The organism is Algoriphagus sp. NBT04N3 (genome assembly GCF_019443765.1).
Classification (GTDB): domain Bacteria; phylum Bacteroidota; class Bacteroidia; order Cytophagales; family Cyclobacteriaceae; genus Algoriphagus; species Algoriphagus ornithinivorans.
The window spans coordinates 4167173-4188947 of record NZ_CP048415.1 but is presented as its reverse complement, the minus strand read 5'-3'; the positions used below and the strand labels follow the sequence as shown (position 1 = coordinate 4188947).

The window sequence follows — 21775 nt, the reverse complement described above, 5'->3', positions numbered from 1 at the left end:
CTTCTTTTTTTGTCAAGCTGAAGATCAAAAAGGTAATTTCCCTAAATCCACATTCCCACCGGAAAGAATAATACCTACTTTTTTGCCTGCAAATTTTTCCTTATTGGCCAATAATGCGGCGAGAGGTACTGCACATGAAGGTTCTATTACAATTTTCATACGCTCATAAATCATCCTCATTGCTTCGATAATCTGTGGATCAGTGGCTAGGAAAATCTCCTTTACATATTTCTTGATCAACTCAAAATTCAATACCCCTACTGAGGTCAAAAGGCCATCGGCAATGGTATTCGGTTTGGTTTGAGGGATGATATGTCCTGCTTTTAAAGATCTGTAAGCATCATCTGCTCCACTGGGCTCAGCTCCATAAATAATAATTTCTTCATCCCAATAATGAGTTAAAAGGGCCGTGCCCCCCAGCAACCCACCTCCTCCAACTGGAGCCATGATAATTTCTAAATCCGGTTGGTCCTCTAAAAACTCCAAAGCACAGGTCGCCTGTCCTTCAATAACATCTATAAAGTCATAAGGAGGAATGAAAGTGGCTCCAGTCTCTTGAACCACCTTTTCCAGAGTTGTTTCTCTTGCTTGAAGATTTGGCTCGCACTCAATTATCTCACCTCCATAGCCTTTGACCGCCTTTTTTTTGATTTCGGGAGCATTGGATGGCATGACTATATAGGCTGGAATACCCGCCACTTTTGCTGCACGGGCCAAAGCTGCTGCATGATTTCCGCTACTGTGAGTAGCAACTCCCTTGGATTTTTGCTCTGGTTTTAATTTCAATACGGCATTGGCAGCTCCTCTTGCTTTGAAAGCCCCTACTTTCTGGAAATTTTCACATTTGAAATAAATCTCACATCCTGCAATTTCATTGATGGCAGTGGATGTTAATATAGGCGTGCGATGGACAAAATTTTTGATTTTGACCAAGGCATGGCGGATATCATTGAGGGTAGGAAACTCTTGCTCTTTCATAATTGAAAATTAGGAACCTTCAACCAAAAATCAGGATTTTGAGAGGATTATTTTTAGGTGAATCCAAAATCTGCTTTCTTCGGATATGAATTGGAAAGCAAATGATTTTTTCCCTGTAATGGGAACAGCCCTAAACAGAGATAATACACTTCCTCTGGACTTTAGTCCAGCTAATACCTTTCTGGAAAATGTGAACCTAAGCGACACTTTGGAGTTTGATCAATTTGTGTTTGAACAACTCAAAGCAAAAGGAAAGCAGTTTGGAATAGGTGGATATATGGAACAGCGGGCCATTTATCGAAGGTCAGAGGTATTTGCCACAGATGAAGCTGATTTCAGAAATATCCATTTGGGAATTGATGTATGGACTGAGGCAGGAACGCCTGTTTACGCGCCTTATTCAGGAAAAATCCACAGCTTCCAGGATAATGCAGGTTTTGGGAATTATGGCCCTACCATCATTTTAGAGCATGACTTGGATGGCACCCAGCTTTTCAGTTTATATGGCCATTTAGCAATGACAGATTTAAAAGGCCTACAAATAGGTCAAGAAATACAAAAAGGAGAGGCATTTTGTCATGTAGGTCCCTATCCTGAAAATGGGGATTGGCCTCCACATTTACACTTTCAACTGATGTGGGATATGATGGGAAATCAGGGTGACTTTCCCGGGGTAGCTTCAAAAAAAGATTTAGAACACTATCAAAAGATTTGTCCCGATCCGAATTTCATATTACGGTTTGAGTAAGTTCAAAGATTTGACAAAGTCATTAATCTGAGACCCTCCAAAGTCAGATTTTTATCAATCGTATCAAACTCTTGTTCTAGTGAGGTCAGAATTTCTGATAGACCTCCGGTTGCAACTACCTTGAAATCCAATTGGGCCTCTTTTCGAATGGTTTCCAGCATTCCTTTGACTAAACCTGTGTATCCATAAAGGATTCCAGCCTGAATTGCATGAACTGTGTTTTTTCCAATTGCTGATTCGGGAAGCTTCAAGTCCACATCGGGTAATTTGGAGGTATTCATAAATAAAGCCTTGATGGCTGTACGTAGCCCTGGAACAATATTTACCCCCATTATTTCTCCGGAATCATCCAAAATTGTAAAGGTTAGAGCCGTACCAAAGTCCACTACGATGCAGGCATTTTTAAATTTATACCAAGCGGCAAGTCCATTGCACATCAAGTCAGTACCCATTTCCTGAGGTCTTTTGGTCTTAATCGGTAGCTTGGAATAGCTGTTTGGAGAGATCAGATAAGGCTCTAGACCGAAGTAATTTTTACAAAAATCAATGAGAATTTGATTGATTTCCGGAACTACAGAGCTCATTCCTATTTGTTGAATTGTGTCAGGAGTTAAGTTGTGCTCCAAAAAATAGACAGGAACTTTTTTCCCCAATTGGGAAATTAATTTGGAAGTTTTGGTTTCCAACCTAAAATGATTGGTCCATTTTCCTGTTTTTTCATCAAAAAGCGCAAAAACCACATTGGAATTGCCGGCATCAATGGCTAGAAACATGCTTTATTCAGGTTTTGACTAATTTAGGCTTTCAATTGAGGAAAATCCAAAAACAGAAAACAAATATGTACTCACTAAGAGAAGGAAAAGTAGCCGATCTTCCAAGAGTTTTAGAACTCATTAAAGAATTGGCGCTTTATGAAAAAGCTCCAGAACAGGTCACCAACACTTTGGAAATGATGGAAAAGGATGGCTTTGGAGCCAATCCGGTTTATGGCCTTTTTGTCTGTGAAAAAAAGGAGTCTGGTGAAATTATAGGAATTGCCATTTATTATTATCGCTACAGCACTTGGAAAGGTAAGCGTCTTTACCTGGAAGATATTGTGGTAACTGAGTCTGAAAGAGGAAATGGAGCTGGAAAATTGCTTTTTGATCGGGTGATGAAAAAATGCCTGGAGGCAAATTGTACAGGAATGATGTGGCAGGTATTAGACTGGAATGAACCCGCAATTAATTTTTACAAAAAATATGGTGCTTACCTGGAAGCTGGTTGGCTCAATGCTCATTTACAGGATTACGAAATCGAAAAGTTATTGCCATAAAAAAGGCCGGGATCAAACCCGGCCTTTTTTTATGATTTAAAGCTATAATTAGGAGCTTCTCTTGTCACACTCACATCATGTGGGTGGGACTCTTTTACTCCAGCTGCGGTGATCTTCACAAACTTACCGTCTCGCTGAAGGTCTTCAATGGTTTTTGTACCACAATATCCCATTCCTGCTTGTAAGCCTCCTACCAATTGATATAGTACTTCAGAAACCAAGCCTTTGTAAGGTACGCGACCTACGATTCCTTCTGGAACCAGCTTTTTAATATTATCTTCTGCATCTTGGAAATATCTGTCCTTGGAGCCTGACTCCATAGCTTCCAATGAACCCATTCCACGATAAGACTTGAACTTTCTTCCTTCAAAAATGATCATTTCCCCTGGTGCCTCTTCTGTCCCGGCTAACAATGAACCGATCATGATAGAGCTGCCTCCAGCTGCCACCGCTTTAACCAAGTCCCCGGAATATCTGATTCCACCATCAGCAATTACAGGAACGCCTTTGTCTTTCAAAGCTTGCGCACATTCATAAACGGCCGAGAGTTGTGGAACTCCAACTCCTGCAATCACCCGGGTGGTACAAATCGAACCTGGACCAACCCCAACTTTCACTGCATCTGCACCAGCATCTGCAAGTGCAAGAGCCGCCTCAGGAGTTGCAATATTTCCAACAATCACTTCTAAATCAGGGAATGCTGTTTTAATCTTTTTGCAGGTTTCAATCACACCCTTGGAATGTCCATGAGCAGTATCAATGGATACTACGTCTACACCGGCAGCTTTCAATGCCTCTACTCTTTCAACAATGTCTGCGGTGACACCTACAGCAGCACCAACTCTCAAGCGTCCATACTCGTCTTTACAAGCATTTGGCTTATCCTTTCTTTTCAGAATATCCTTGTAAGTGATAAGGCCGGTAAGTTTGTCTTCCTCATCTACGATTGGAAGCTTTTCGATTTTATATTCTTGAAGGATTTCCTCTGCCTGCTCCAAAGAGACGCCTGCTTTGGCTGTGATCAGATTATCAATGGTCATGATTTCCCGGATCGGTCTATTCGGATCTTTGATAAATCTTAAATCGCGATTGGTAATAATACCTTTCAATACACGATCTTCATCGACTACAGGAATACCTCCAATGTGAAATTCACGCATGATATTTTCAGCGTCCCTCACTTTTGCATCGATATGAAGCGTGATAGGATCTAAGATCATACCTGCCTGAGAGCGCTTCACCTTTCTTACTTGAGCGGCTTGCTTCTCTATAGACATGTTTTTATGAATGAAGCCTAAACCTCCTTCCAAAGCGATAGCAATGGCGAGCTCAGCCTCAGTCACTGTATCCATAGCGGCAGAGACAAGAGGAATGTTTAATCTGATTTTTTTGGTGAGTTGGGTAGAAGTGTTGGTCTCGCGAGGAAGAACTTCTGAATACCCTGGAACTAAGAGCACGTCATCGTATGTGAGTGCTTCGAAGAGAAATTTATCGGAGTTTCGATTCATAGCAAATATCGGTTGTAGGTAACCCTATTTGCCCGTCAAAGATACAAACAAAACTTTTGTCTGGATAACCTTGAGAAAAAAATCTTTTGAAATCTCAGGTTTCTTAAGTCTTTTTTAAAATTTTCTTGAAGAAAACAGGCTTCAATAGGATTTTTGGAAGGTCTTCTTCCATATCAGGACTTCCCAAATATTATTAGTTTAAATCACAAATAAGGAAATTTATTCCGGCAGCAAAATTTCATAAGACCTTCCTCTCTTCACATTTAGATCTCGATCTCTAAGCCATGGATTGTAAAGCTTTAATTCTTTGTAGGAAGAGCCACGTTGTTTTGCCCACTCTGCGAGATTTTTAATATCATCAGATACAGTGATTGACTTCAGAGCAGGATTGGTATAGTAATCTTCCTTCCTCAACCCAAATCCATATTTCTTGGGATTTTCAAAGATGACTTTGAAGGCAAGAATTCTGAAAATGTATCTACTCGTTTCATCATTGAGCAATAGGTCGTAATAATCTTCCTGTAATTGCTCTGTTTGACGCCGGGAAAGACCACTTTGTCCCATGTTGTAGCTTGCTGCTACAGCAGTCCAGTTCCCGAATTTTTGATGAGCTTTATTCAAATACTTCGCTGCTGCTACAGTTGACTTTTGCCAATGATAGCGCTCATCCACGTCTCTGCTTATCTCTAAGTCATATTCTTTAGCCGTATCTTCCATGAATTGCCAGAACCCTTTGGCTCCTGCTGAGGATGTAGCATTCATCAAGGCTGATTCGGCTATTGCCAGATATTTGAAATCATCAGGAATCCCATTTCCTTGCAAAATTTGACTGATTTCATCCAGATATTTACCGGATCTCTTCATTAGCAGTACCATATTGGATTGCCAATAGGCGTTGACATAGATTTCCCTCTCCAACCTTTCATACACATCCTGGATTTCTAAAGGAACTTTCTCCCCTGCAAAGCTCAATTCCTTGGGTATCTCAAAGATCCGCACAGAGTCTGCCGGTAAGGTTGGCAGACTCATCGGAATCAAAGTTTCTTCTGTTTCTTGTGGAACCGAACCATCTGAACTTTTCCAGATAACTGCCAACCCAATAAGACAGGTGAACAATAACCCATAGATGATAAAAAGGTGGTAGCTTTTCATTAAAAGTTGGGACTCAATAAATACTTGCTGTAGAAATCATCAATTACGCGAACTGCTTCAGTAGCATCTTCCACTACTGAAAAAAGGTCCAGATCCTCTTCATTGATGTACTTATGACTCAAAAGAGTTTTTTTGATCCAATCTACAAGGCCTTCCCAGTAATCTTTTCCGACAAGGACTATAGGGAAGCGTCCAATTTTATTGGTTTGAATTAAGGTAAGGGCTTCGAAAAGCTCATCCATGGTTCCAAATCCTCCTGGTAGAACCACAAATCCCTGTGAATACCGAATAAACATTACTTTCCTTACAAAAAAGTAGTCAAAGGTGATCAGTTTATCCCGGTCAATGTAAATGTTGTTAAACTGTTCGAAAGGCAAAACAATGTTCAAACCCACAGATTTACCTCCTTCAGAATGGGCTCCTTTATTACCCGCTTCCATGATACCTGGGCCACCTCCTGTGATCACCCCGTATCCATGTCGAACCAATTTAGCAGCAATATCCTCTGCCATTTTGTAGTGGCTATGATCCCTTGGAGTCCTAGCCGAACCAAAAATTGACACGCAAGGTCCTATTTTTGCAAGCTTCTCAAAGCCCTCCACAAATTCAGACATTACTTTAAAAATCGCCCAAGAATCCGCGCTTTTGATCTCGCTCCAATCGCGTTCTTTAAAGGCTTTCCTAATTTTATCTTCTTGCTGCTTATCCTCTAGATTGCTCATAACATATTTACTTTTAGTAAGAAAACGATGACATACCGAAATAGTCGGCCAAAACCTCCGCAAAAAAGAAGCGGAAACCCTAAGCAATTGATTTTCAGTAATAAAAAATATTACCTGACGGGAATCATACCGGCTTGTTTACGCTTACTTTTGCGTGAAATTAAATAACGCTTGAATTTAGCAGAAAAATCCCTCTTGGTACAGCAATTATTTGCTGAGCTTGAGACAGAGTCTAAACAATTTACCACAGAAAGTGGCCTTTCTTGTATTTCGGGTTGTGGGTTTTGCTGTGCAAACCCTAAGATTCCAGCCTCCATTTTAGAATTTTTACCCCTAGCCTTAGACCTTCATGAAAAGGGCGTTGCTGAAGCAAGCCTTCGCCTTCTGGAAACTCAGGAAAATGGCGGAAACTGCATTCTATACCGTCCACAAAACGAGGATGGAAGTAAGGGTTTTTGTGGCAATTATCAGAACAGAGGCATGATTTGTAGAGTATTTGCCAGCTCTGCAAGAAGAACTAAAACTGGACAAAAGGAATTGATTACATGTAAACCTATTAAAGAATCCCAAGCTGATCGATTCCAGGAAGTAAATTTATTGATCAACGAGGATATGCATATTCCCATGGCGACAGCATACTACACTCAGCTACGGGATATTGACGAATCTCTTTGTGACCATTATCCTGTCAATGAGGCGATTCGCAGAGCCTTAGAACTTGTGTTGAGATTTAAATTTTACGAAGAAGGGGAGAGAGCTGAGGAAGTATGATTTTTTTGCTCGTCGCAATTAAATTATATTAGTGTCCTTAATAAAAGTTACATTTTTAATAATAGGCATGCTCAAAGTATCTGAAATAGTACAAACTGTCAAAAGTTTGATCGAAACCAGGGTCAATATGGTGAAGCAGGAAGTTCAGGAAGAATTTCTTGGAATCATATCCCGAACCATTCTTTTGGTGGTACTTGGTGGCCTGACTCTATTAGTACTTTTGTTTTTCAGCTTGTCTCTGGCGTTTTTCCTCAGTACTAAGTTCGAATCTCCTTTTATTGGGTTCTTGTTGGTAGGGCTGTTTTACCTTATTCTATTGGTTCTTTTGTACTTGGGCCGATACTCTATTGGAATACAGTCCAAAGTACAGGGAGGTTTAAGGAATTTTATTTTTAGCAAAATCAAACTCAAGAAGAAAGATGAGTAATGAATTGGAAAAACAAGCTGAAGAATTGGAGCAGACGCTTCAAAAACAGCTAGACCTTCTCAAAAGAGATTCCGAGGATTGGTTGAAAGTAGGAGGAGCCGTGCTGGCTGGAGGCTTACTCGCTTACGCTATTGTGAAAGCCACCAGAAAGAAAAAGAGTAAAAAGACCCAAAGAGCACTTGAAGTTTTGGAAAGAGAGGGTCTTTTGGATAAGGATTTGGAGGAAAAATTGACCAAACCAAAAAAATCCAGCTTTTGGCCTAGCATGAGTCAAAGATTGTTGATACTAGGTCTTGCCTTGGCTAAAGAAAAATATTTCAAAGACTTATTTACAAAGGAAAAGGCTGATGGGAAGGAAGAAAAAGGCACTTTCTAAGAGTTTCCACAGACTTTTTGAAAAGAAACAGAAAGGAATTGCCTGGCTGATTGACCCTGCCAAATTTGATAAAAATCTTATCCCACATATAAAATCAATCAGAGACTCTCAGCTTGATTTTATTTTTATTGGTGGAAGTAAGTATAGGGAAAAAAACTTCGATGAGATTGTCTTTGAAATAAAAAATGCAGCAGGCAATATTCCTGTCCTAATATTCCCGGGTTCCAAAATGCAGGTCTCCAATCATGCTGATGGAATTTTATTTTTAAGTCTATTATCCGGAAGAAATCCGGAATTCCTGATTTCCCAACAAATTGCTGCAGCAGAATCAATTTATCATTCCGAGCTAGAGGTACTCCCAACAGCTTATCTCTTAGTCAATGATGGAGAGCTCAAAAGTGTGCACAGGGAATCTAATACCCTTCCAATTTTAAATAAATCAATCAAAGAAGTAGTGAAGACTGCCTTGGCAGGTAAGTTTTTGGGAATGGACCTGTGCTTTTTGGATGCTGGAAGTGGTGCTACCTCCTCTGTAGCTACGGAAGTTATTCAGGAAGTCAAAAAATATTTGGATGGGCCTCTCATTGTTGGTGGTGGAATTGATAACCTTCAGAAAATCCATTTGGGCTTTGAAGCCGGAGCAGATGTCATTGTCATCGGAAACCAAATAGAAAAGGACCCCCATTTTCTAACAGAGGTCCTTTCTTTTAAAGATTGGTATAATCAAAGTTTACACGTTAATTAAAGATTCTCTGCGTCTCATTTTTCCTGCAGGTACTCCATACATCATTTTAAATCTTCTACAGAAGTAAGCTGTGTCTTTGTACCCAACTTCCTTTCCAATGTCCCGAATGGATTTTTTGGTTGTTCTCAATAAGTCAACTGCTGCTTCCATTCTTTGGTATTCTATGTAATCCTGAGGATTGATTCCTGTCAGCATTTTGAAATATTGGCCCACATAGTCTTCTGAGACATTGGCCACCTGAGCCAATACTTTATTGGATAAATCTCCACCTAGGTTTGATTTGATGAATTTGAACAACTCAATCAACCTCGGGTCTTTGAAATAGGTAACATTGGTAGAAAGCTCTTCCAGGAACAAACGATTTTTCAGAATATGTCTCAACAGCTCAATCACCAACACCTCTGTTAAGGCTCTTAAAGTTCTCTCTTTTCCTACACTGCTTTGCTCCAGCTCCTTCATGATATCTTCGATCAACATTCCTATTCTATCATTGAATCGAATTATGAAAGCAGGAATATCTAAGGAATTGAAAAAGTTTACAACATCGAAAACCTTGGATTCAAAGCTAACAATCGAAACACAGTCTTCCTGAACATTGCGAATATCCTTAAAACTGATACTCTGAAGATACTTCTTTTTGTTTTCCAGGAAATTGTCCATTGATACCTCAGCCTTTTTGGATCCTCCACCAAAAGTCAGCGAGGTCTTTTTTTCTCCTGGAAGAAAAAGAACTTCGCCTTCATTGAGTATTTCCTGATCCTCTCCAAACTTCAAGCTTCCGTGATGAAGCAAGACGAGCATATTGTCAAATTCCTTGTGGTCGGCTATAGAAATGGGCTTTTCAATCTGAAAATTGTTTCCCCTTAAAAACCTTACATTTACCGATTCGATGACCTTGTTGTAATATTCCATGATTTTATTGCAGAAAAATTGAGATACAAAAATATAATTTTTCCATTTAAAAAAACGAATATTTTTACAAGATCAGTTAAAATAAATTAAAAAAGGCGCAATTTTATTCAATTGCGCCCTTCAAAAAGTAAAAATACGACTATTTAAGCAGTCCTCGAGATATGACTATTTTTTGAATTTCTGAGGTCCCCTCATATATCTGAGTGATTTTAGCATCTCTCATCAGCCTTTCTACGTGATATTCTTTCACATAACCGTACCCTCCATGAACTTGTACAGCTTCCACTGTTACATTCATGGCAACCTCAGATGCATATAGTTTGGCCATAGCGGATGCATGTGCATAATCTTCGCCCTGATCTTTTAACCAAGCCGCTTTGTATACGAGCATTCGGGCAGCCTCAATCTGAGTAGCCATATCAGCCAATTTGAACTGTATGGCTTGATGCTGACTAATTGGCTTCCCAAAAGCTTTTCTTTCCTTGGAATATGCTACAGACATCTCATAGGCTCCGGCAGCGATTCCTAATGCCTGAGCAGCGATTCCAATTCTACCTCCATTTAAGGTTTCCATGGCAAAATTGAACCCAAATCCTTCCTCCCCAATTCTATTGGAAGCAGGAACTTTCACATCCGTAAACATCAATGAGTGGGTATCACTTCCTCTGATTCCGAGTTTGTCCTCTTTCTTCCCAATTACAAATCCTTCCCATCCTTTTTCCACGATGAATACGGAGATCCCTTTATGTCCCTTGCTGGCGTCTGTTTGGGCAATAACCAAATAAACACTTGCAGAAGAACCGTTTGTAATCCAGTTTTTGGTTCCGTTTAGAATATAATAATCACCCTCTTTAGTGGCTTCTGTTCTTTGAGAAGTAGCATCTGAACCTGCTTCCGGTTCGGAAAGGCAGAATGCACCTAAAACTTCGCCCGTAGCTAGTTTCTTCAGGTATTTTTCTTTTTGTTCTTCTGTCCCGTACTTTTCCAAACCCCAGCACACCAAAGAATTGTTTACTGACATAGAGACTGAAGCAGAGGCATCGATTTTTGACAACTCTTCCATAGCTAGGACATAAGAAATGGTATCCATTCCCCCACCGTTATATTTTGGGTCCACCATCATTCCCATAAATCCAAGCTCGCTCATTTTTTTGATTTGCTCAGTTGGAAACTTAGCTTCAGTATCTCTTTCTATTACCCCAGGCAAAAGTTCAGTATTTGCAAATTCTCTTGCCGCCTCCTGCACTGCTAGGTGCTCTTCTGTCAGTTGAAAATTCATTTTTATTTATCGGGTTTATTTTCGTTTGCGGAATTTATAGTAAAAAAAGAAAAGGGGCAAAATGTTGCCCCTTTCCGAATTTTATTTTGATTTGAATCAATCCCGATTGCCAAAGAAAATAAATATGTAGTAAGCTAAAGTAGCTAATGATGCAAGAGCAGCAACTACATAAGTCATGGCAGCCCATTTCAATGCGTCTTTAGACATGGCATATTCAGTTCGGGTGACGATGTTTCGGTTTTGAACCCATGCCAGAGCTCGGTTAGATGCGTCAAATTCAACAGGAAGGGTAACCAAGGTGAATAAGGTCATGACACCATAAGCACCTACTACAATATATCCGATGAATTGATAGGGCAGGCCTAAGGCAAATCCACCGAACAAAGAGGCAATTAAGACTACGTTAAGAATCTTTCCGGAAATATTCTGCAAAGGAACAAGCTTGGATCTAAGTGTGAGCCAGGTGTAAGAGGTAGCATGCTGTACTGCGTGTCCACATTCGTGAGCTGAAACAGCAGCTGCGGCGGCATTTCTTCCATAATATACATCAGGACTCAAGTTTACTGTTCTATTCATAGGGTTATAGTGGTCTGTCAATTGCCCCTCAACAGAAACCACCTGAACATCATGAATATTATGATCTGCCAACATAAGTTTGGCGATCTCAGCACCCGAAAGGTTGGCCTCCAGAGCAGTCTGAGAATACTTTTTAAACTTGCTTTTCAGCTTGCTGCTGACTACAAAGCCAGCGATTGCAAATACGACTACAATTAATATCAGTAACATAATTTTTTTGTTTGCAGAAATGAATACGAAGTTAGCTTTTGTCAGGTTTTATCCAAGCTGGTTTTTGAATCATGATGACCCAGCTAATTAAGCCTGCCACCAAAACCAAAATTACCTGTGTGCCATGAATAATGGCTGCAAAGATTTTCCCGTCTACTTCTGATATTCCCAACTGTATCAAAATAAAGGCCACCAATGCATGAAAGGTTCCTATACCCCCTTGAACCGGTGCAACCATGCCAATACTTCCCATTACCATGACTAGGAGCACTTCGCCGCTGGACAAATTGGCAGTACTTTGAATCCCTAATGCAACTGTATACATGGTTAAAAAATAAATCAACCAAATGACTACAGAGCTCAACCAAAAACCCATGGGATTTTTTAGAGTCGAGATTCCCTTGATCCCTGAATACAATTCTCGAAGAAAGTGCTGGATCTTTTGTATAAATCCGTTGTCTCGAAAACGTCTTAGAATGAAATAAATGACTAAACAGAAAACCAAAATTCCCCCCAGCACCAAAGGAAGGTTTTGAACCAGTTTTTCTCCTAAATTATCCAGGTCTACCAATTGACCAGCCAGATTCAAGAAAAGCTCATTTTCCACCAAAAAAGCCAATAGAATAGTAGCAATCAAAAATAATAGGTCTATAGATCGCTCTAAGATGACCGTCCCTAAAAGATGACCAATGGAAATCCCATTGGTTCGGGATAGGACCCCGCATCGTGCTACTTCTCCGGCTCTCGGAACAATCATATTGGCCAGATAGCCGACCATTACGGCATGATAGGCGTCGGAAAGAGTTACTTTTTTTCCTTCATTTTCTTGAATGAGCAGTGTCCACCTCCAGCCTCTCAAGGCATAACCTCCCAAAGCAATGGCTAATGATAAACCTATCCATGCCCAATTGCTGGAGAAAACCTGTTCCACCAGGTTATTGAACTCAATGTCCTTATACAAAAACCAAAAAATCCAGACTGCGATCGCCAAAGAGATCAAAATCTGGATTGTTTGTTTGATTCTAGGGTGTAACATCAGATCAATCGGTTTTGATCATCTGGAAAAATCACCACTGGTTTAAATTTCTTCGCTTCTTCAAAGTCCATTCCTGCATAGCTGATAATGATGACTATATCTCCAACAGCAGCTTTTCTTGCTGCAGGACCATTGAGGCAGATCTGTCCACTTCCTCTTTCCCCTTTGATCACATAAGTTTCCAGCCTTTCTCCATTATTTACATTGACGATTTGGACTTTTTCGTTTTCAATGAGATTGGCCGCATCCATCAAGTCTTCGTCGATGGTAATTGAACCCACATAGTGCAATTCCGCCTGAGTGATTTTCACCCGGTGGATTTTTGACTTCATGATTTGAATTTGCATTGGCTTAGTTTTTCCGGCCGCAAAATTAAGAATTAATTATGAGGTTATCGATCAATCGAATTTCTCCCACATAAGCGGCAGCACAAATTGCCATTTCTTGATGTGGGTCAAACTGCTTTTTTATTTCAAAAGCCTCTCTTTCTACCAATTCGAAATACTCGAGTTTCACGGATTCTTGTTCTTGAAACTGTCGGATGATTTGTTCTTGGACAACTAACCACTCCCGGCCTTCTTTCAGTTCCTTCGCCGCTACCGATAAACTTTCAAAAATGATTAAGGCTGTTTTTCTCTCCAGATCAGATAAGCGTCTATTTCTTGAAGACATGGCAAGTCCATCCTCTTCTCTTCTGGTAGGCACTACAATTATTTCAATAGGAAAAGAAAGGTCTCTCACCAAGGTTTGAATGATTGCCACTTGCTGTAAATCTTTTTGACCAAAAAAGGCAAGATCGGGACGAATGATGTGAAACAGCTTGGACACAATCACTCCAACTCCATTAAAATGTCCTGGGCGAAAGGCCCCCTCTAAAATCCTTTCAAGGTGGCCAAAATTTAATTTGAGCACCGGAGAACTGGGGTACATTGTGTCAACTTCTGGTAAAAACACATAATCAACTCCCGCTGATTCCAAAAGGTCGAGGTCCTCCTTTACACTGGAAGGGTATTTTTCGAAGTCTTCCTGATTATTGAATTGAGTAGGATTGACGAAAATGGAAACTACTGTACAATCTGCCTGAGCTCCACATTTTTTTACTAAATCCAAATGCCCTTGATGCAGGGCACCCATTGTCGGCACGAGACCTATGGATTTATTTGATTGAATGAATTGGAGCCTGATTTTGTTCCAATCGGCCCCTGTACGGAATACCTGCACGGGATAGGGGATACTTTTGGGTAAATAGAGGCAAAACTAGATTAATATCCAGAAAAACAAGGCATTTCAGGCTTTTTTTATTATATTTGTGCCGTTGTTTATCACTTTACATAAAAAATATATAGCATGTCTAAATTACGTATCCTCTACGTTGCCAGTGAAATCAACCCTTTTCTCCAGACTTCAGAAGTAGCCAATTTCCTACGAACACTTCCTCAAGCCATGCAAGAGCGTGGTATGGAAATCCGTATTTTGGTACCGCGGTTTGGATTGATCAATGAGCGAAAAAACAGACTTCATGAAGTTGTAAGACTTTCTGGAATTAACATTGCTGTTGGTGAAGAAGAAAAGCCGTTGGTGATCAAGGTAGCCTCCATTCCGAATGCTAAACTTCAGGTTTACTTCATCGACAATGAGGACTACTTCCAGCGAAAGAGCGTATTCCATGACAAGCAGCAAAAATTCTACGAAGACAATGACGAGAGAGCCATTTTCTTCTGCAAGGGAGTAATCGAAACTGTCAAGAAATTGGGATGGGCACCAGATATTGTACATTGCAATGACTGGATGACTTCCTTGATTCCAATGTATTTGAAGACGACTTACAAGAATGAGCCATTATTCAAAGACACTAAATCAGTTTTTGCTATCTACAACAACGGATTTTCTCATACCTTTGGCGATGATTTGTTAAACAAGGTTAAGATGGTGGACATAGATGACACTATTTTAGCACCTTTGGAAAGCAAAGACTTCGAAGGCTTTATTCGTATGGGTATGGAATATGCCGATTTAGTAGTGAAGGGCGGAGAAGTTTCTGACGAATTAACTCAATTAATAGAAGATTTCTCAAAAGATAAGAAGTTTGAAATCAGCATTGACGAAGAAGAACAAGCTCACGAAGAGCTTTACGGCATATACACAAATCTTGCGGGCTAAATTAGCCTGCTTGGGATTACTATTTACAATTCTAATTAGTTCTTGTTCCGATCCAGCTTCCGTAGGACTCGAATTAGCTCCGGGAAACAACCAAGTAGGTGTTTTCTTTGCTGAATTCGATCTACCTGCGGAAGTTGTGTTATTAGACTCTTTTGAAACGACTACCAATGCAGCTCGGAGAGGGATTTTGGCAGTAGGGCACGAACAAGATGACTTTTTTGGAGTAACCCAAGCAACTTCCTATTCTAGACTTTCATACTCTTCTAGTCAAAAAAGGCCTGAAGCTGATGCAATTCTTGATAGTGTGTTCTTTACTCTTAGAGTAATAAGTGTCAATGGAACTGACCTAGATCAGCCAAAATCATATTCGGTCCATAAATTAAATGAGCAGATTCTGGATACGGTTTATTTCAACACCGATAAAATTCCATTTCAGGAATCTGCGCTGGCTTCCAGTGAAATAACATTTAATGAAACCAAAGACACCACTGTTAGACTCCAAGTAAACCAACAATTTGCTTCGGAAGTTTTTGAGCTATACAAAGGAAGTAGAGAGTTTAGCAACATATTTAATTTCAGACAATACTTACCAGGTATTGCAATTAAAGCTAAAGAAGGAGACAACACTACAATTGGACTTCAGCAAGGTGAGAACACTGGGTTTATATTTTATTATCACAACCTTGCTGATACAGTTGCCTCATCTTTCAGAATAACTACTAGTACCTCAAGAGGCTTTGTAAATGTTGAAAGCGATAGAAGTGGTACTCCAACTGCTAGTGTTCAAGAATACAGAACAGCTTATGACGTCGGGAATAAAGTAGGTGCAAAAGCTAATCTTGGGATGGTCATTAAAATAAACACTCATCCAATTGATGAATTTTTAGACTCAATTTCCGGGATTGTCTTCAATGAAGTTTCGTTTGAAATGGGAGAAATTGAATCATTTCCTGAAACTCAAAATCCTTTATTTTCTGGATATTTATATTTAACAGACGATACCAATAATTTCATTCGAAGGAGCATCGATAGAAATCCTATCACGGTTCAATCAACAAATCAACCTCAGGTAGAAACCGATGAGAATGGAAACCAAATTCCAATGGTAAGAGCTCCAGCTCAGGTTTTATTTAATCAAACCTCCAAAACTTATAGTGCGGATATAACCTCCCATATTAATGCGCTTTTCCGAGGAACATTGACCAATAAGGATTGGCTCTTTTATGGGGGAATAGTTTCTGTAGGTTCCGAGGATGATAATTTCAAAAAATCATTGAGGCAAATGGTAGTAAGAAAAGACCGAATCAAGGTCAAAGCCATCTATTCAAAAATCAAATAAAAAACTGCTTTTCAAGAAGCTAAAAGAGTCCACTTTCAAATTTTAAGAAAGTGGATTCTTTTTTTTGGCATGAAAGCTGTTTCTTTGTGCAAGTTCTAGAAAACAAAAAGAATTTTTCAATATGTGTGGAATTGTAGCATATGTGGGGCAGCAAGAAGCTCTTCCCATTATTATCAAAGGTCTAAGAAGATTAGAGTATAGAGGGTACGATAGTGCAGGCGTAGCTTTGCTGGATCATAATGGCCTTAGTATTTATAAAAAGAAAGGAAAGGTCTCTGAGTTAGAAAAACATTTGGAGTCCAATGGTGATATCAAATCCAATATTGGAATCGGTCATACAAGATGGGCTACTCACGGTGAACCTAATGATGTAAATGCGCATCCGCATTATTCCTCCTCCGAAAAACTGGCAATGATCCACAATGGGATTATTGAGAATTATGAGGTCCTAAAGAAAGACTTGATTCAGAAAGGATATAAGTTTCATTCAGAAACTGATACTGAGGTATTCATCAAATTCATTGAGGACATTCAGCTTCATAATAAATGCTCTTTAGAAGAAGCATTGCGTCTGGCACTGCACAAGGTGGTAGGTGCTTATGCGATCGTTCTGATCAACAAAGAGGAACCTGACACCCTAATTGCAGCTAGAAAAGGCTCTCCTTTGGTTATCGGTGTTGGAGAAGATGAATATTTCTTGGCATCGGACGCAACCCCTATTATTGAGTATACCAACAAGGTGGTTTATTTGGATGATTACGAAATAGCTGTAATCCGTAATAATAGGCTTCAGGTAAAAACCATAGAAAACGTAGAGACCAATCCATACATCAATCAATTGGAGATGGAATTGGAAGCGATTGAAAAGGGTGGTTATGATCATTTCATGTTGAAGGAGATCTATGAGCAGCCCAAGTCCATCGCTGACTGTTTGAGAGGAAGATTGGATGCAAAATCCGGAAGATTGGTTTTAGGTGGTCTACGTGATTACATGAACAAATTCCAAAATGCTGAACGGATTATCATCACGGCTTGCGGTACATCTTGGCATGCCGGCTTAGTTGCTGAATATCTGTTCGAAGAATTTGCCAGAGTTCCTGTAGAAGTAGAATATGCATCTGAATTCAGATACAGAAACCCAGTCATCAATGATAGAGATTTTGTAATCGCAATTTCTCAATCAGGAGAAACTGCTGATACCTTAGCTGCTATTGAACTGGCAAAATCAAAAGGGGCAACCATATTTGGAGTATGTAATGTGGTGGGTTCTTCTATCCCAAGAACAACCCATGCCGGATCCTATACTCACGCGGGACCAGAAATTGGAGTAGCTTCAACAAAAGCATTTACGGCCCAAATCTCAGTTTTGGCTATGATGGCTTTGAAGTTAGGTTACCAAAGAGGAACGCTTCCGGAAAGTCGTTACATCCAGTTGCTGCATGAGCTTGCGGCTATTCCATCCAAAGTGGAGAAAGCTTTGCAGACAAATAAGCAAATCGAATATATCGCTTCCGAATACAAGGACGTGAGAAATGCACTTTATCTGGGAAGAGGTTACAATTTCCCTGTAGCCTTGGAGGGCGCTTTGAAACTGAAGGAAATCTCTTATATCCATGCGGAAGGTTATCCTGCAGCGGAAATGAAGCATGGTCCTATTGCCTTGATTGATGAAGAAATGCCAGTAATCTTTATCGCTACTCAGGATAGTTCTTATGAGAAAGTGGTAAGTAACATTCAGGAAGTGAAAGCAAGAAAAGGAAAAGTAATTTCAGTAGTGACTGAAGGAGATACTCAGGTGAAAAGTATGGCTGATCACGTCATAGAGATACCGGAAACTCACGAAGCTTTTGCTCCATTGGTTTCAGTAATTCCTCTTCAATTGCTATCCTATCACATCGCAGTGATGAGAGGTTGTAATGTAGACCAACCTAGAAACCTCGCAAAATCAGTGACAGTTGAATAATATCCAAGGCCTTCAGAAATGAAGGCCTTTACTTTTTTAATCCCCACAAGTACCTTGGGTAAAGGAAGTAATCCCTCTGGACCTAGCCTCACAATCATTGCCATAGGTAATCCCATTACACCCACATACAGGTGCATAGATTTGGTAGCAAGCTGCAGTATCCTTGACTAACCTTGAATCATAACAATCAGGTGGAAGCTCTTCATCGCATTGAAATGCTGAAAAGAGGAGAACGCAAATCGCTGATATAAAGGATAATCGTTTCATCTGTTTATAATTTGTTTTTTCAGTGGTCAGATGGAATGCCCTACCCCGATTTATCGGGGCATCCCCCTCCCTATCCGCCGCGGCGGACGGGACAAGTTGTGTGAGATTTTTCCTCATGGGCATTTCATAATTTCAATAATAATATCAATGTAGGAGACGAAAAATCAAATCTAAATGATACAAGGACAATTATAAGGAAAGGAATCAGCAACTAAAGATAAATCCTTAATTTTGCCTTGCGAATAAAATAGTATGCTGGACAAATTACAATCAATAAAAGAACGGTTTGAAGAAGTGGGTCAACTGATCGTGTTGCCTGAATCCATGGCGGACATGAGTAAGTATGCCAAGCTAACCAAGGAATATAAAGACCTTGAAAAAATTGTAGCTGTATACGATGAGTATAATCTAGTCCTGCAAAATATTTCGAGTTCCAAGGAAATTCTGGATAAAGAAAAAGATCCTGACTTTCGAGATATGGCTAAGGCTGAGTTGGAGGAGTTAAAGGAAAGAAAAGAAGAGCTTGAAAATGAATTGAAGCAATTACTCATCCCCAAGGATCCCAATGATTCCAAAGACTGTATTCTTGAAATTAGAGGAGGAACCGGTGGGGATGAAGCCGCAATTTTTGCTGGAGATTTATTTAGAATGTATGAGCGTTTCTGCGAAATGCAGAATTGGAAGCTTACTGTTTTGGATTTAACTTTTGGATCAGCAGGTGGATACAAGGAAATTATCGCTACCATTTCCGGTGCAGATGTATATGGAATGATGAAATATGAATCGGGAGTTCATAGAGTTCAGCGAGTTCCAGCTACCGAATCTCAAGGGAGAGTTCATACTTCAGCAGCTTCAGTGGCAGTTCTACCTGAAATGGACGAAGTGGAGGTACACTTGGACATGAATGATATCAGAAAAGATACTTATTGCTCATCCGGGCCTGGAGGACAATCTGTCAACACCACTTATTCTGCCGTAAGACTAACTCACAATCCTACAGGATTGGTTGTGACATGTCAGGACGAAAAGTCTCAAATCAAGAACTTCGAGAAAGCATTGAAGGTACTTCGTTCGAGATTGTATGAGATTGAGCTGGCAAAACACAATGAGTCTGTTGGAGCTCAAAGAAAATCTATGGTTGGCAGTGGTGACAGATCGGATAAAATCAGAACCTATAATTATCCACAATCACGAGTGACGGATCACAGAATCAACAAAACCGTATACAATCTACCCGAGGTAATGGACGGTCACATTGAGGAATTTATCTCCGCTTTACGCTTTGCAGAAAACTTGGAGAAGATGCAGAGCTCGGGTTTGGAGGAATAATTTTTCCTTTTGCATAATTGTTGAATGAATATTGCAGAATGTGATTTTTGACTAGTATCTTGAAGAAATAACTGAAAAGTTCTTATGATCATTGCCGGAGAAAGAGATATCAACCTAGTGACATGGAATGAGGCCCATTTCCATCAGCTATATCCTCTTGCCAACAACCCAAAAATAGCCATGAATCTGAGGGATAGTTTTCCTCAGCCTTATACCATTCACGATGCCCGGCATTGGATCGAACACAATCAAAAGTTTAATCCCCCTCAGAATTTTGCTATAGAGTTTCAAGGAAAACTAGCAGGAGCAATCGGCTGTGAAAGAGGGAAGGATGAATTGAGAACCAATATGGAATTAGGTTTCTGGGTTGGTGAACCTTTTTGGCGAAAAGGAATTGCTACGGAGGCTGTGCGTTTATTTACCAAGCACCTGTTTGACAAATTCGACATTCAGCGAGTTTATGCTCAAGTATATGATTTCAACGGGGAATCTATGAATGTGCTTGAAAAAGCAGGCTATATTCCTGAGGCAATTTTGAAAAAAGCATTTATTAAACGAGGAGTAGTCGGCGACTTATTTCAATATGTAAAAATAAGAGGCGAGGAATAATCCTCGCCTTTTTTCTTAAACCTGCTCTAGAGCCTGGCTGACGTCGGCAATCAAGTCTTCATAATGCTCCACTCCTATGGAAAGGCGAACCAACTTTTCTGATATTCCCAACATTTTTCGGTCTGCATCACTTACATCCGAATGAGTCATAGTAGCCGGATGCTGTGCTAAGGACTCCGTACTCCCTAGGGAAACGGCCAGTTTGAATAATTTGAGATTATCCAGAAAACCAAAGGCCTCTTTTTCTCCTCCTTTAATATCGAAAGAAACCATCGCCCCGGCACAGCTAAGCTGTTTCTTATAAATATCGTATTGCGGGTCTCCTTCTTGTAAATGCCCAAGGAAATATACTTTTTCTACTTTTGGATGAGCTTTCAAAAAATCTGCCACATTTCGGGCATTTTCAGCCTGCTGAGTCATTCGAACCTTTAGAGTTTCCAAACTTCTCATCAATAACCAACCTGTCCAAGGTCCGGCCATATTTCCCAAAAATGTCCGAAGGGTTCTGACTCTTTTCATCAGCTTGGCATTTCCCAATACCGCTCCGGCTATCAGGTCAGAGTGCCCACCGATATATTTGGTAGCGGAATAAACAACCAAATCCGCTCCATGCTGTAGTGGGTGTTGCCACAATGGTCCCATATAAGTATTATCCACTACAAGCTGGGCGGGAGATTCTTTGTCTCCTAATTGCTTTGCTACTTTGCTGCATAGCTCCAAGTCAAAGAGAGAGTTGGTAGGATTGGCTGGAGATTCTACATATACCATTTTGACTTGATGCCCTTTTGCTTTCGCCAAAAGTTCATCTTCTGTCTCATTCTCCGTAAATCCGATTCCTTTGATCCCATATTCTGGTAAAACTTTGTTGATAAAGTGATCTGTTCCGCCATAAACAGGCATACTGTAAAGCAGGGCATCTCCCGGCCTCAGGAATTCAAGAAAAACAGTAGATATAGCAGACATGCCGCTCTCAAAAACGCAACACTCTTCCGCCTGATCCCAGAGAGATAGTCTTTCTTCCAAAATCTGTAAATCCGGATTATTAAGGCGAGAGTAAATCAAACCAGGTTGCTCGCCTACGTTTCTTTCCCGCTTGCCATAAGCAAGCTCAAAAAACTCTTTTCCCTCTTGGGCGCTTTTGAATACGAAAGTGGACGTCTGAAAAATTGGGCATTTGACTGCTCCCTCAGACCATTCCGGCTTGTATCCATAGGACATCATTAAACTTTCTGGGTGCATGGGTATTTGGGTTTATATTTTACTCAAATCACCATAAAAGTTTTTACTTTTTCAATTCCTAATTCCTTATTTTATTTTGTATCAAAAGTTCATTCAGTCCTATATTCTGAATTT

Annotated in this window: 24 protein-coding genes; 11 read left to right on the top strand and 13 right to left on the bottom strand. The window is 40.1% G+C overall.

What is annotated here, in order from left to right:
• Positions 1-24: 24 nt before the first annotated feature.
• Positions 25-978: a pyridoxal-phosphate dependent enzyme gene (locus tag GYM62_RS18265; RefSeq protein ID WP_219957447.1), complete on the bottom strand. Its 954-nt coding sequence runs from the start codon at positions 976-978 to the stop codon at positions 25-27.
• An 85-nt stretch (positions 979-1063) separates the two neighbouring features.
• On the opposite strand from GYM62_RS18265, the gene GYM62_RS18260 reads away from it, so the two are divergent.
• Positions 1064-1726, top strand: coding sequence for a peptidoglycan DD-metalloendopeptidase family protein (locus tag GYM62_RS18260; protein WP_219957446.1), 663 nt, complete (start codon positions 1064-1066; stop codon positions 1724-1726).
• Positions 1727-1728: 2 nt separating this feature from the next.
• On the opposite strand, the gene GYM62_RS18255 is transcribed toward GYM62_RS18260, so the two are convergent.
• Complete coding sequence (locus GYM62_RS18255; protein ID WP_219957445.1) at positions 1729-2499, bottom strand: type III pantothenate kinase; 771 nt, start codon at positions 2497-2499, stop codon at positions 1729-1731.
• 65 nt (positions 2500-2564) lie between these two features.
• Here GYM62_RS18255 and GYM62_RS18250 point away from each other — a divergent pair, with 65 nt between their 5' ends.
• Positions 2565-3041: a GNAT family N-acetyltransferase gene (locus GYM62_RS18250; protein ID WP_219957444.1), complete on the top strand. Its 477-nt coding sequence runs from the start codon at positions 2565-2567 to the stop codon at positions 3039-3041.
• A 29-nt stretch (positions 3042-3070) separates the two neighbouring features.
• On the opposite strand, the gene guaB is transcribed toward GYM62_RS18250, so the two are convergent.
• From guaB to GYM62_RS18235, 3 genes are all read right to left on the bottom strand, one after another.
• Positions 3071-4549, bottom strand: a complete 1479-nt coding sequence (gene guaB, locus GYM62_RS18245) for an IMP dehydrogenase (protein ID WP_091653184.1) — start codon at positions 4547-4549, stop codon at positions 3071-3073.
• A gap of 219 nt (positions 4550-4768) precedes the next feature.
• On the bottom strand, positions 4769-5701 hold the full coding sequence (locus GYM62_RS18240) for a lytic transglycosylase domain-containing protein (RefSeq protein ID WP_219957443.1): 933 nt from the start codon (positions 5699-5701) through the stop codon (positions 4769-4771).
• Positions 5701-6423 (bottom strand): TIGR00730 family Rossman fold protein, encoded by a 723-nt coding sequence (locus GYM62_RS18235; RefSeq protein WP_091653188.1) that lies wholly within the window; start codon positions 6421-6423, stop codon positions 5701-5703. Before GYM62_RS18235 ends, GYM62_RS18240 begins: the two co-directional genes overlap by 1 nt.
• Positions 6424-6594: 171 nt before the next feature.
• Between GYM62_RS18235 and GYM62_RS18230 the strand changes: the two genes are divergently transcribed.
• From GYM62_RS18230 to GYM62_RS18215, 4 genes are all read left to right on the top strand, one after another.
• Positions 6595-7194, top strand: coding sequence for a YkgJ family cysteine cluster protein (locus GYM62_RS18230; protein ID WP_219957442.1), 600 nt, complete (start codon positions 6595-6597; stop codon positions 7192-7194).
• A 67-nt stretch (positions 7195-7261) separates the two neighbouring features.
• A complete protein-coding gene (locus tag GYM62_RS18225; protein ID WP_091653193.1) occupies positions 7262-7621 on the top strand; it encodes a phage holin family protein in 360 nt (119 codons plus the stop codon).
• Positions 7614-7997 carry a hypothetical protein gene (locus tag GYM62_RS18220; protein ID WP_219957441.1) on the top strand — a complete coding sequence of 128 codons (384 nt, stop codon included), beginning with the start codon at positions 7614-7616 and terminating at the stop codon, positions 7995-7997. Before GYM62_RS18225 ends, GYM62_RS18220 begins: the two co-directional genes overlap by 8 nt.
• Positions 7969-8742, top strand: coding sequence for a geranylgeranylglyceryl/heptaprenylglyceryl phosphate synthase (locus GYM62_RS18215; RefSeq protein WP_255590428.1), 774 nt, complete (start codon positions 7969-7971; stop codon positions 8740-8742). The genes GYM62_RS18220 and GYM62_RS18215 overlap by 29 nt, the downstream gene beginning before the upstream one ends.
• Here the strand turns inward: GYM62_RS18215 and GYM62_RS18210 are convergent.
• The 6 genes from GYM62_RS18210 to panC all read right to left on the bottom strand — a co-directional run bounded on the left by GYM62_RS18210 (position 8728) and on the right by panC (position 13976).
• A complete protein-coding gene (locus tag GYM62_RS18210) occupies positions 8728-9654 on the bottom strand; it encodes an AraC family transcriptional regulator (protein ID WP_219957440.1) in 927 nt (308 codons plus the stop codon). The two genes, GYM62_RS18215 and GYM62_RS18210, sit on opposite strands and share 15 nt — an antisense overlap.
• Before the next feature lie 139 nt (positions 9655-9793).
• Positions 9794-10933: an acyl-CoA dehydrogenase gene (locus GYM62_RS18205; RefSeq protein WP_219957439.1), complete on the bottom strand. Its 1140-nt coding sequence runs from the start codon at positions 10931-10933 to the stop codon at positions 9794-9796.
• A gap of 96 nt (positions 10934-11029) precedes the next feature.
• Positions 11030-11719 carry a zinc metallopeptidase gene (locus GYM62_RS18200; protein ID WP_144607557.1) on the bottom strand — a complete coding sequence of 230 codons (690 nt, stop codon included), beginning with the start codon at positions 11717-11719 and terminating at the stop codon, positions 11030-11032.
• A 31-nt stretch (positions 11720-11750) separates the two neighbouring features.
• On the bottom strand, positions 11751-12755 hold the full coding sequence (locus tag GYM62_RS18195; RefSeq protein ID WP_219957438.1) for a lysylphosphatidylglycerol synthase transmembrane domain-containing protein: 1005 nt from the start codon (positions 12753-12755) through the stop codon (positions 11751-11753).
• Entirely contained in the window at positions 12755-13102 is a 348-nt protein-coding gene (panD, locus tag GYM62_RS18190) for an aspartate 1-decarboxylase (protein WP_091653210.1), read from the bottom strand. The genes GYM62_RS18195 and panD overlap by 1 nt, the downstream gene beginning before the upstream one ends.
• Positions 13103-13127: 25 nt before the next feature.
• Complete coding sequence (panC, locus tag GYM62_RS18185; protein WP_219957437.1) at positions 13128-13976, bottom strand: pantoate--beta-alanine ligase; 849 nt, start codon at positions 13974-13976, stop codon at positions 13128-13130.
• A 126-nt stretch (positions 13977-14102) separates the two neighbouring features.
• Between panC and GYM62_RS18180 the strand changes: the two genes are divergently transcribed.
• The 3 genes from GYM62_RS18180 (at position 14103) to glmS (ending at position 18217) form a co-directional block, all read left to right on the top strand.
• Positions 14103-14915: a glycogen/starch synthase gene (locus GYM62_RS18180; RefSeq protein WP_091653215.1), complete on the top strand. Its 813-nt coding sequence runs from the start codon at positions 14103-14105 to the stop codon at positions 14913-14915.
• A 10-nt stretch (positions 14916-14925) separates the two neighbouring features.
• The gene (locus GYM62_RS18175) at positions 14926-16254 is read left to right on the top strand and encodes a DUF4270 family protein (protein ID WP_219957436.1); all 1329 of its coding nucleotides are present in this window, start codon (positions 14926-14928) and stop codon (positions 16252-16254) included.
• 121 nt (positions 16255-16375) lie between these two features.
• On the top strand, positions 16376-18217 hold the full coding sequence (gene glmS, locus GYM62_RS18170; protein WP_219957435.1) for a glutamine--fructose-6-phosphate transaminase (isomerizing): 1842 nt from the start codon (positions 16376-16378) through the stop codon (positions 18215-18217).
• A 36-nt stretch (positions 18218-18253) separates the two neighbouring features.
• On the opposite strand, the gene GYM62_RS18165 is transcribed toward glmS, so the two are convergent.
• Positions 18254-18484 carry a Kazal-type serine protease inhibitor gene (locus tag GYM62_RS18165; protein ID WP_144607553.1) on the bottom strand — a complete coding sequence of 77 codons (231 nt, stop codon included), beginning with the start codon at positions 18482-18484 and terminating at the stop codon, positions 18254-18256.
• 252 nt (positions 18485-18736) lie between these two features.
• On the opposite strand from GYM62_RS18165, the gene prfA reads away from it, so the two are divergent.
• Both prfA and GYM62_RS18155 read left to right on the top strand, forming a co-directional pair.
• Positions 18737-19813 (top strand): peptide chain release factor 1, encoded by a 1077-nt coding sequence (prfA, locus tag GYM62_RS18160; protein ID WP_144607552.1) that lies wholly within the window; start codon positions 18737-18739, stop codon positions 19811-19813.
• A gap of 84 nt (positions 19814-19897) precedes the next feature.
• Entirely contained in the window at positions 19898-20422 is a 525-nt protein-coding gene (locus GYM62_RS18155; protein WP_144607551.1) for a GNAT family N-acetyltransferase, read from the top strand.
• A 15-nt stretch (positions 20423-20437) separates the two neighbouring features.
• Here GYM62_RS18155 and GYM62_RS18150 read toward each other — a convergent pair whose 3' ends face one another.
• Complete coding sequence (locus GYM62_RS18150; protein ID WP_219957434.1) at positions 20438-21661, bottom strand: cystathionine gamma-synthase family protein; 1224 nt, start codon at positions 21659-21661, stop codon at positions 20438-20440.
• Positions 21662-21775: the final 114 nt, after the last annotated feature.

What these genes read in the sequence shown, in the direction of transcription:
- GYM62_RS18240 (WP_219957443.1), bottom strand. Translation starts at nt 5,701, where the DNA reads ATGAAAAGCTACCACCTTTTTATCATCTATGGGTTATTGTTCACCTGT.
- GYM62_RS18255 (WP_219957445.1), bottom strand. Translation starts at nt 2,499, where the DNA reads ATGTTTCTAGCCATTGATGCCGGCAATTCCAATGTGGTTTTTGCGCTT.
- GYM62_RS18150 (WP_219957434.1), bottom strand. Translation starts at nt 21,661, where the DNA reads ATGCACCCAGAAAGTTTAATGATGTCCTATGGATACAAGCCGGAATGG.
- GYM62_RS18260 (WP_219957446.1), top strand. Translation starts at nt 1,064, where the DNA reads ATGAATTGGAAAGCAAATGATTTTTTCCCTGTAATGGGAACAGCCCTA.
- prfA (WP_144607552.1), top strand. Translation starts at nt 18,737, where the DNA reads ATGCTGGACAAATTACAATCAATAAAAGAACGGTTTGAAGAAGTGGGT.
- GYM62_RS18165 (WP_144607553.1), bottom strand. Translation starts at nt 18,484, where the DNA reads ATGAAACGATTATCCTTTATATCAGCGATTTGCGTTCTCCTCTTTTCA.
- glmS (WP_219957435.1), top strand. Translation starts at nt 16,376, where the DNA reads ATGTGTGGAATTGTAGCATATGTGGGGCAGCAAGAAGCTCTTCCCATT.
- panD (WP_091653210.1), bottom strand. Translation starts at nt 13,102, where the DNA reads ATGCAAATTCAAATCATGAAGTCAAAAATCCACCGGGTGAAAATCACT.
- GYM62_RS18220 (WP_219957441.1), top strand. Translation starts at nt 7,614, where the DNA reads ATGAGTAATGAATTGGAAAAACAAGCTGAAGAATTGGAGCAGACGCTT.
- GYM62_RS18215 (WP_255590428.1), top strand. Translation starts at nt 7,969, where the DNA reads ATGGGAAGGAAGAAAAAGGCACTTTCTAAGAGTTTCCACAGACTTTTT.
- GYM62_RS18225 (WP_091653193.1), top strand. Translation starts at nt 7,262, where the DNA reads ATGCTCAAAGTATCTGAAATAGTACAAACTGTCAAAAGTTTGATCGAA.
- GYM62_RS18180 (WP_091653215.1), top strand. Translation starts at nt 14,103, where the DNA reads ATGTCTAAATTACGTATCCTCTACGTTGCCAGTGAAATCAACCCTTTT.
- guaB (WP_091653184.1), bottom strand. Translation starts at nt 4,549, where the DNA reads ATGAATCGAAACTCCGATAAATTTCTCTTCGAAGCACTCACATACGAT.
- GYM62_RS18235 (WP_091653188.1), bottom strand. Translation starts at nt 6,423, where the DNA reads ATGAGCAATCTAGAGGATAAGCAGCAAGAAGATAAAATTAGGAAAGCC.
- GYM62_RS18205 (WP_219957439.1), bottom strand. Translation starts at nt 10,933, where the DNA reads ATGAATTTTCAACTGACAGAAGAGCACCTAGCAGTGCAGGAGGCGGCA.
- GYM62_RS18195 (WP_219957438.1), bottom strand. Translation starts at nt 12,755, where the DNA reads ATGTTACACCCTAGAATCAAACAAACAATCCAGATTTTGATCTCTTTG.
- GYM62_RS18200 (WP_144607557.1), bottom strand. Translation starts at nt 11,719, where the DNA reads ATGTTACTGATATTAATTGTAGTCGTATTTGCAATCGCTGGCTTTGTA.
- GYM62_RS18210 (WP_219957440.1), bottom strand. Translation starts at nt 9,654, where the DNA reads ATGGAATATTACAACAAGGTCATCGAATCGGTAAATGTAAGGTTTTTA.
- GYM62_RS18250 (WP_219957444.1), top strand. Translation starts at nt 2,565, where the DNA reads ATGTACTCACTAAGAGAAGGAAAAGTAGCCGATCTTCCAAGAGTTTTA.
- GYM62_RS18265 (WP_219957447.1), bottom strand. Translation starts at nt 978, where the DNA reads ATGAAAGAGCAAGAGTTTCCTACCCTCAATGATATCCGCCATGCCTTG.
- GYM62_RS18155 (WP_144607551.1), top strand. Translation starts at nt 19,898, where the DNA reads ATGATCATTGCCGGAGAAAGAGATATCAACCTAGTGACATGGAATGAG.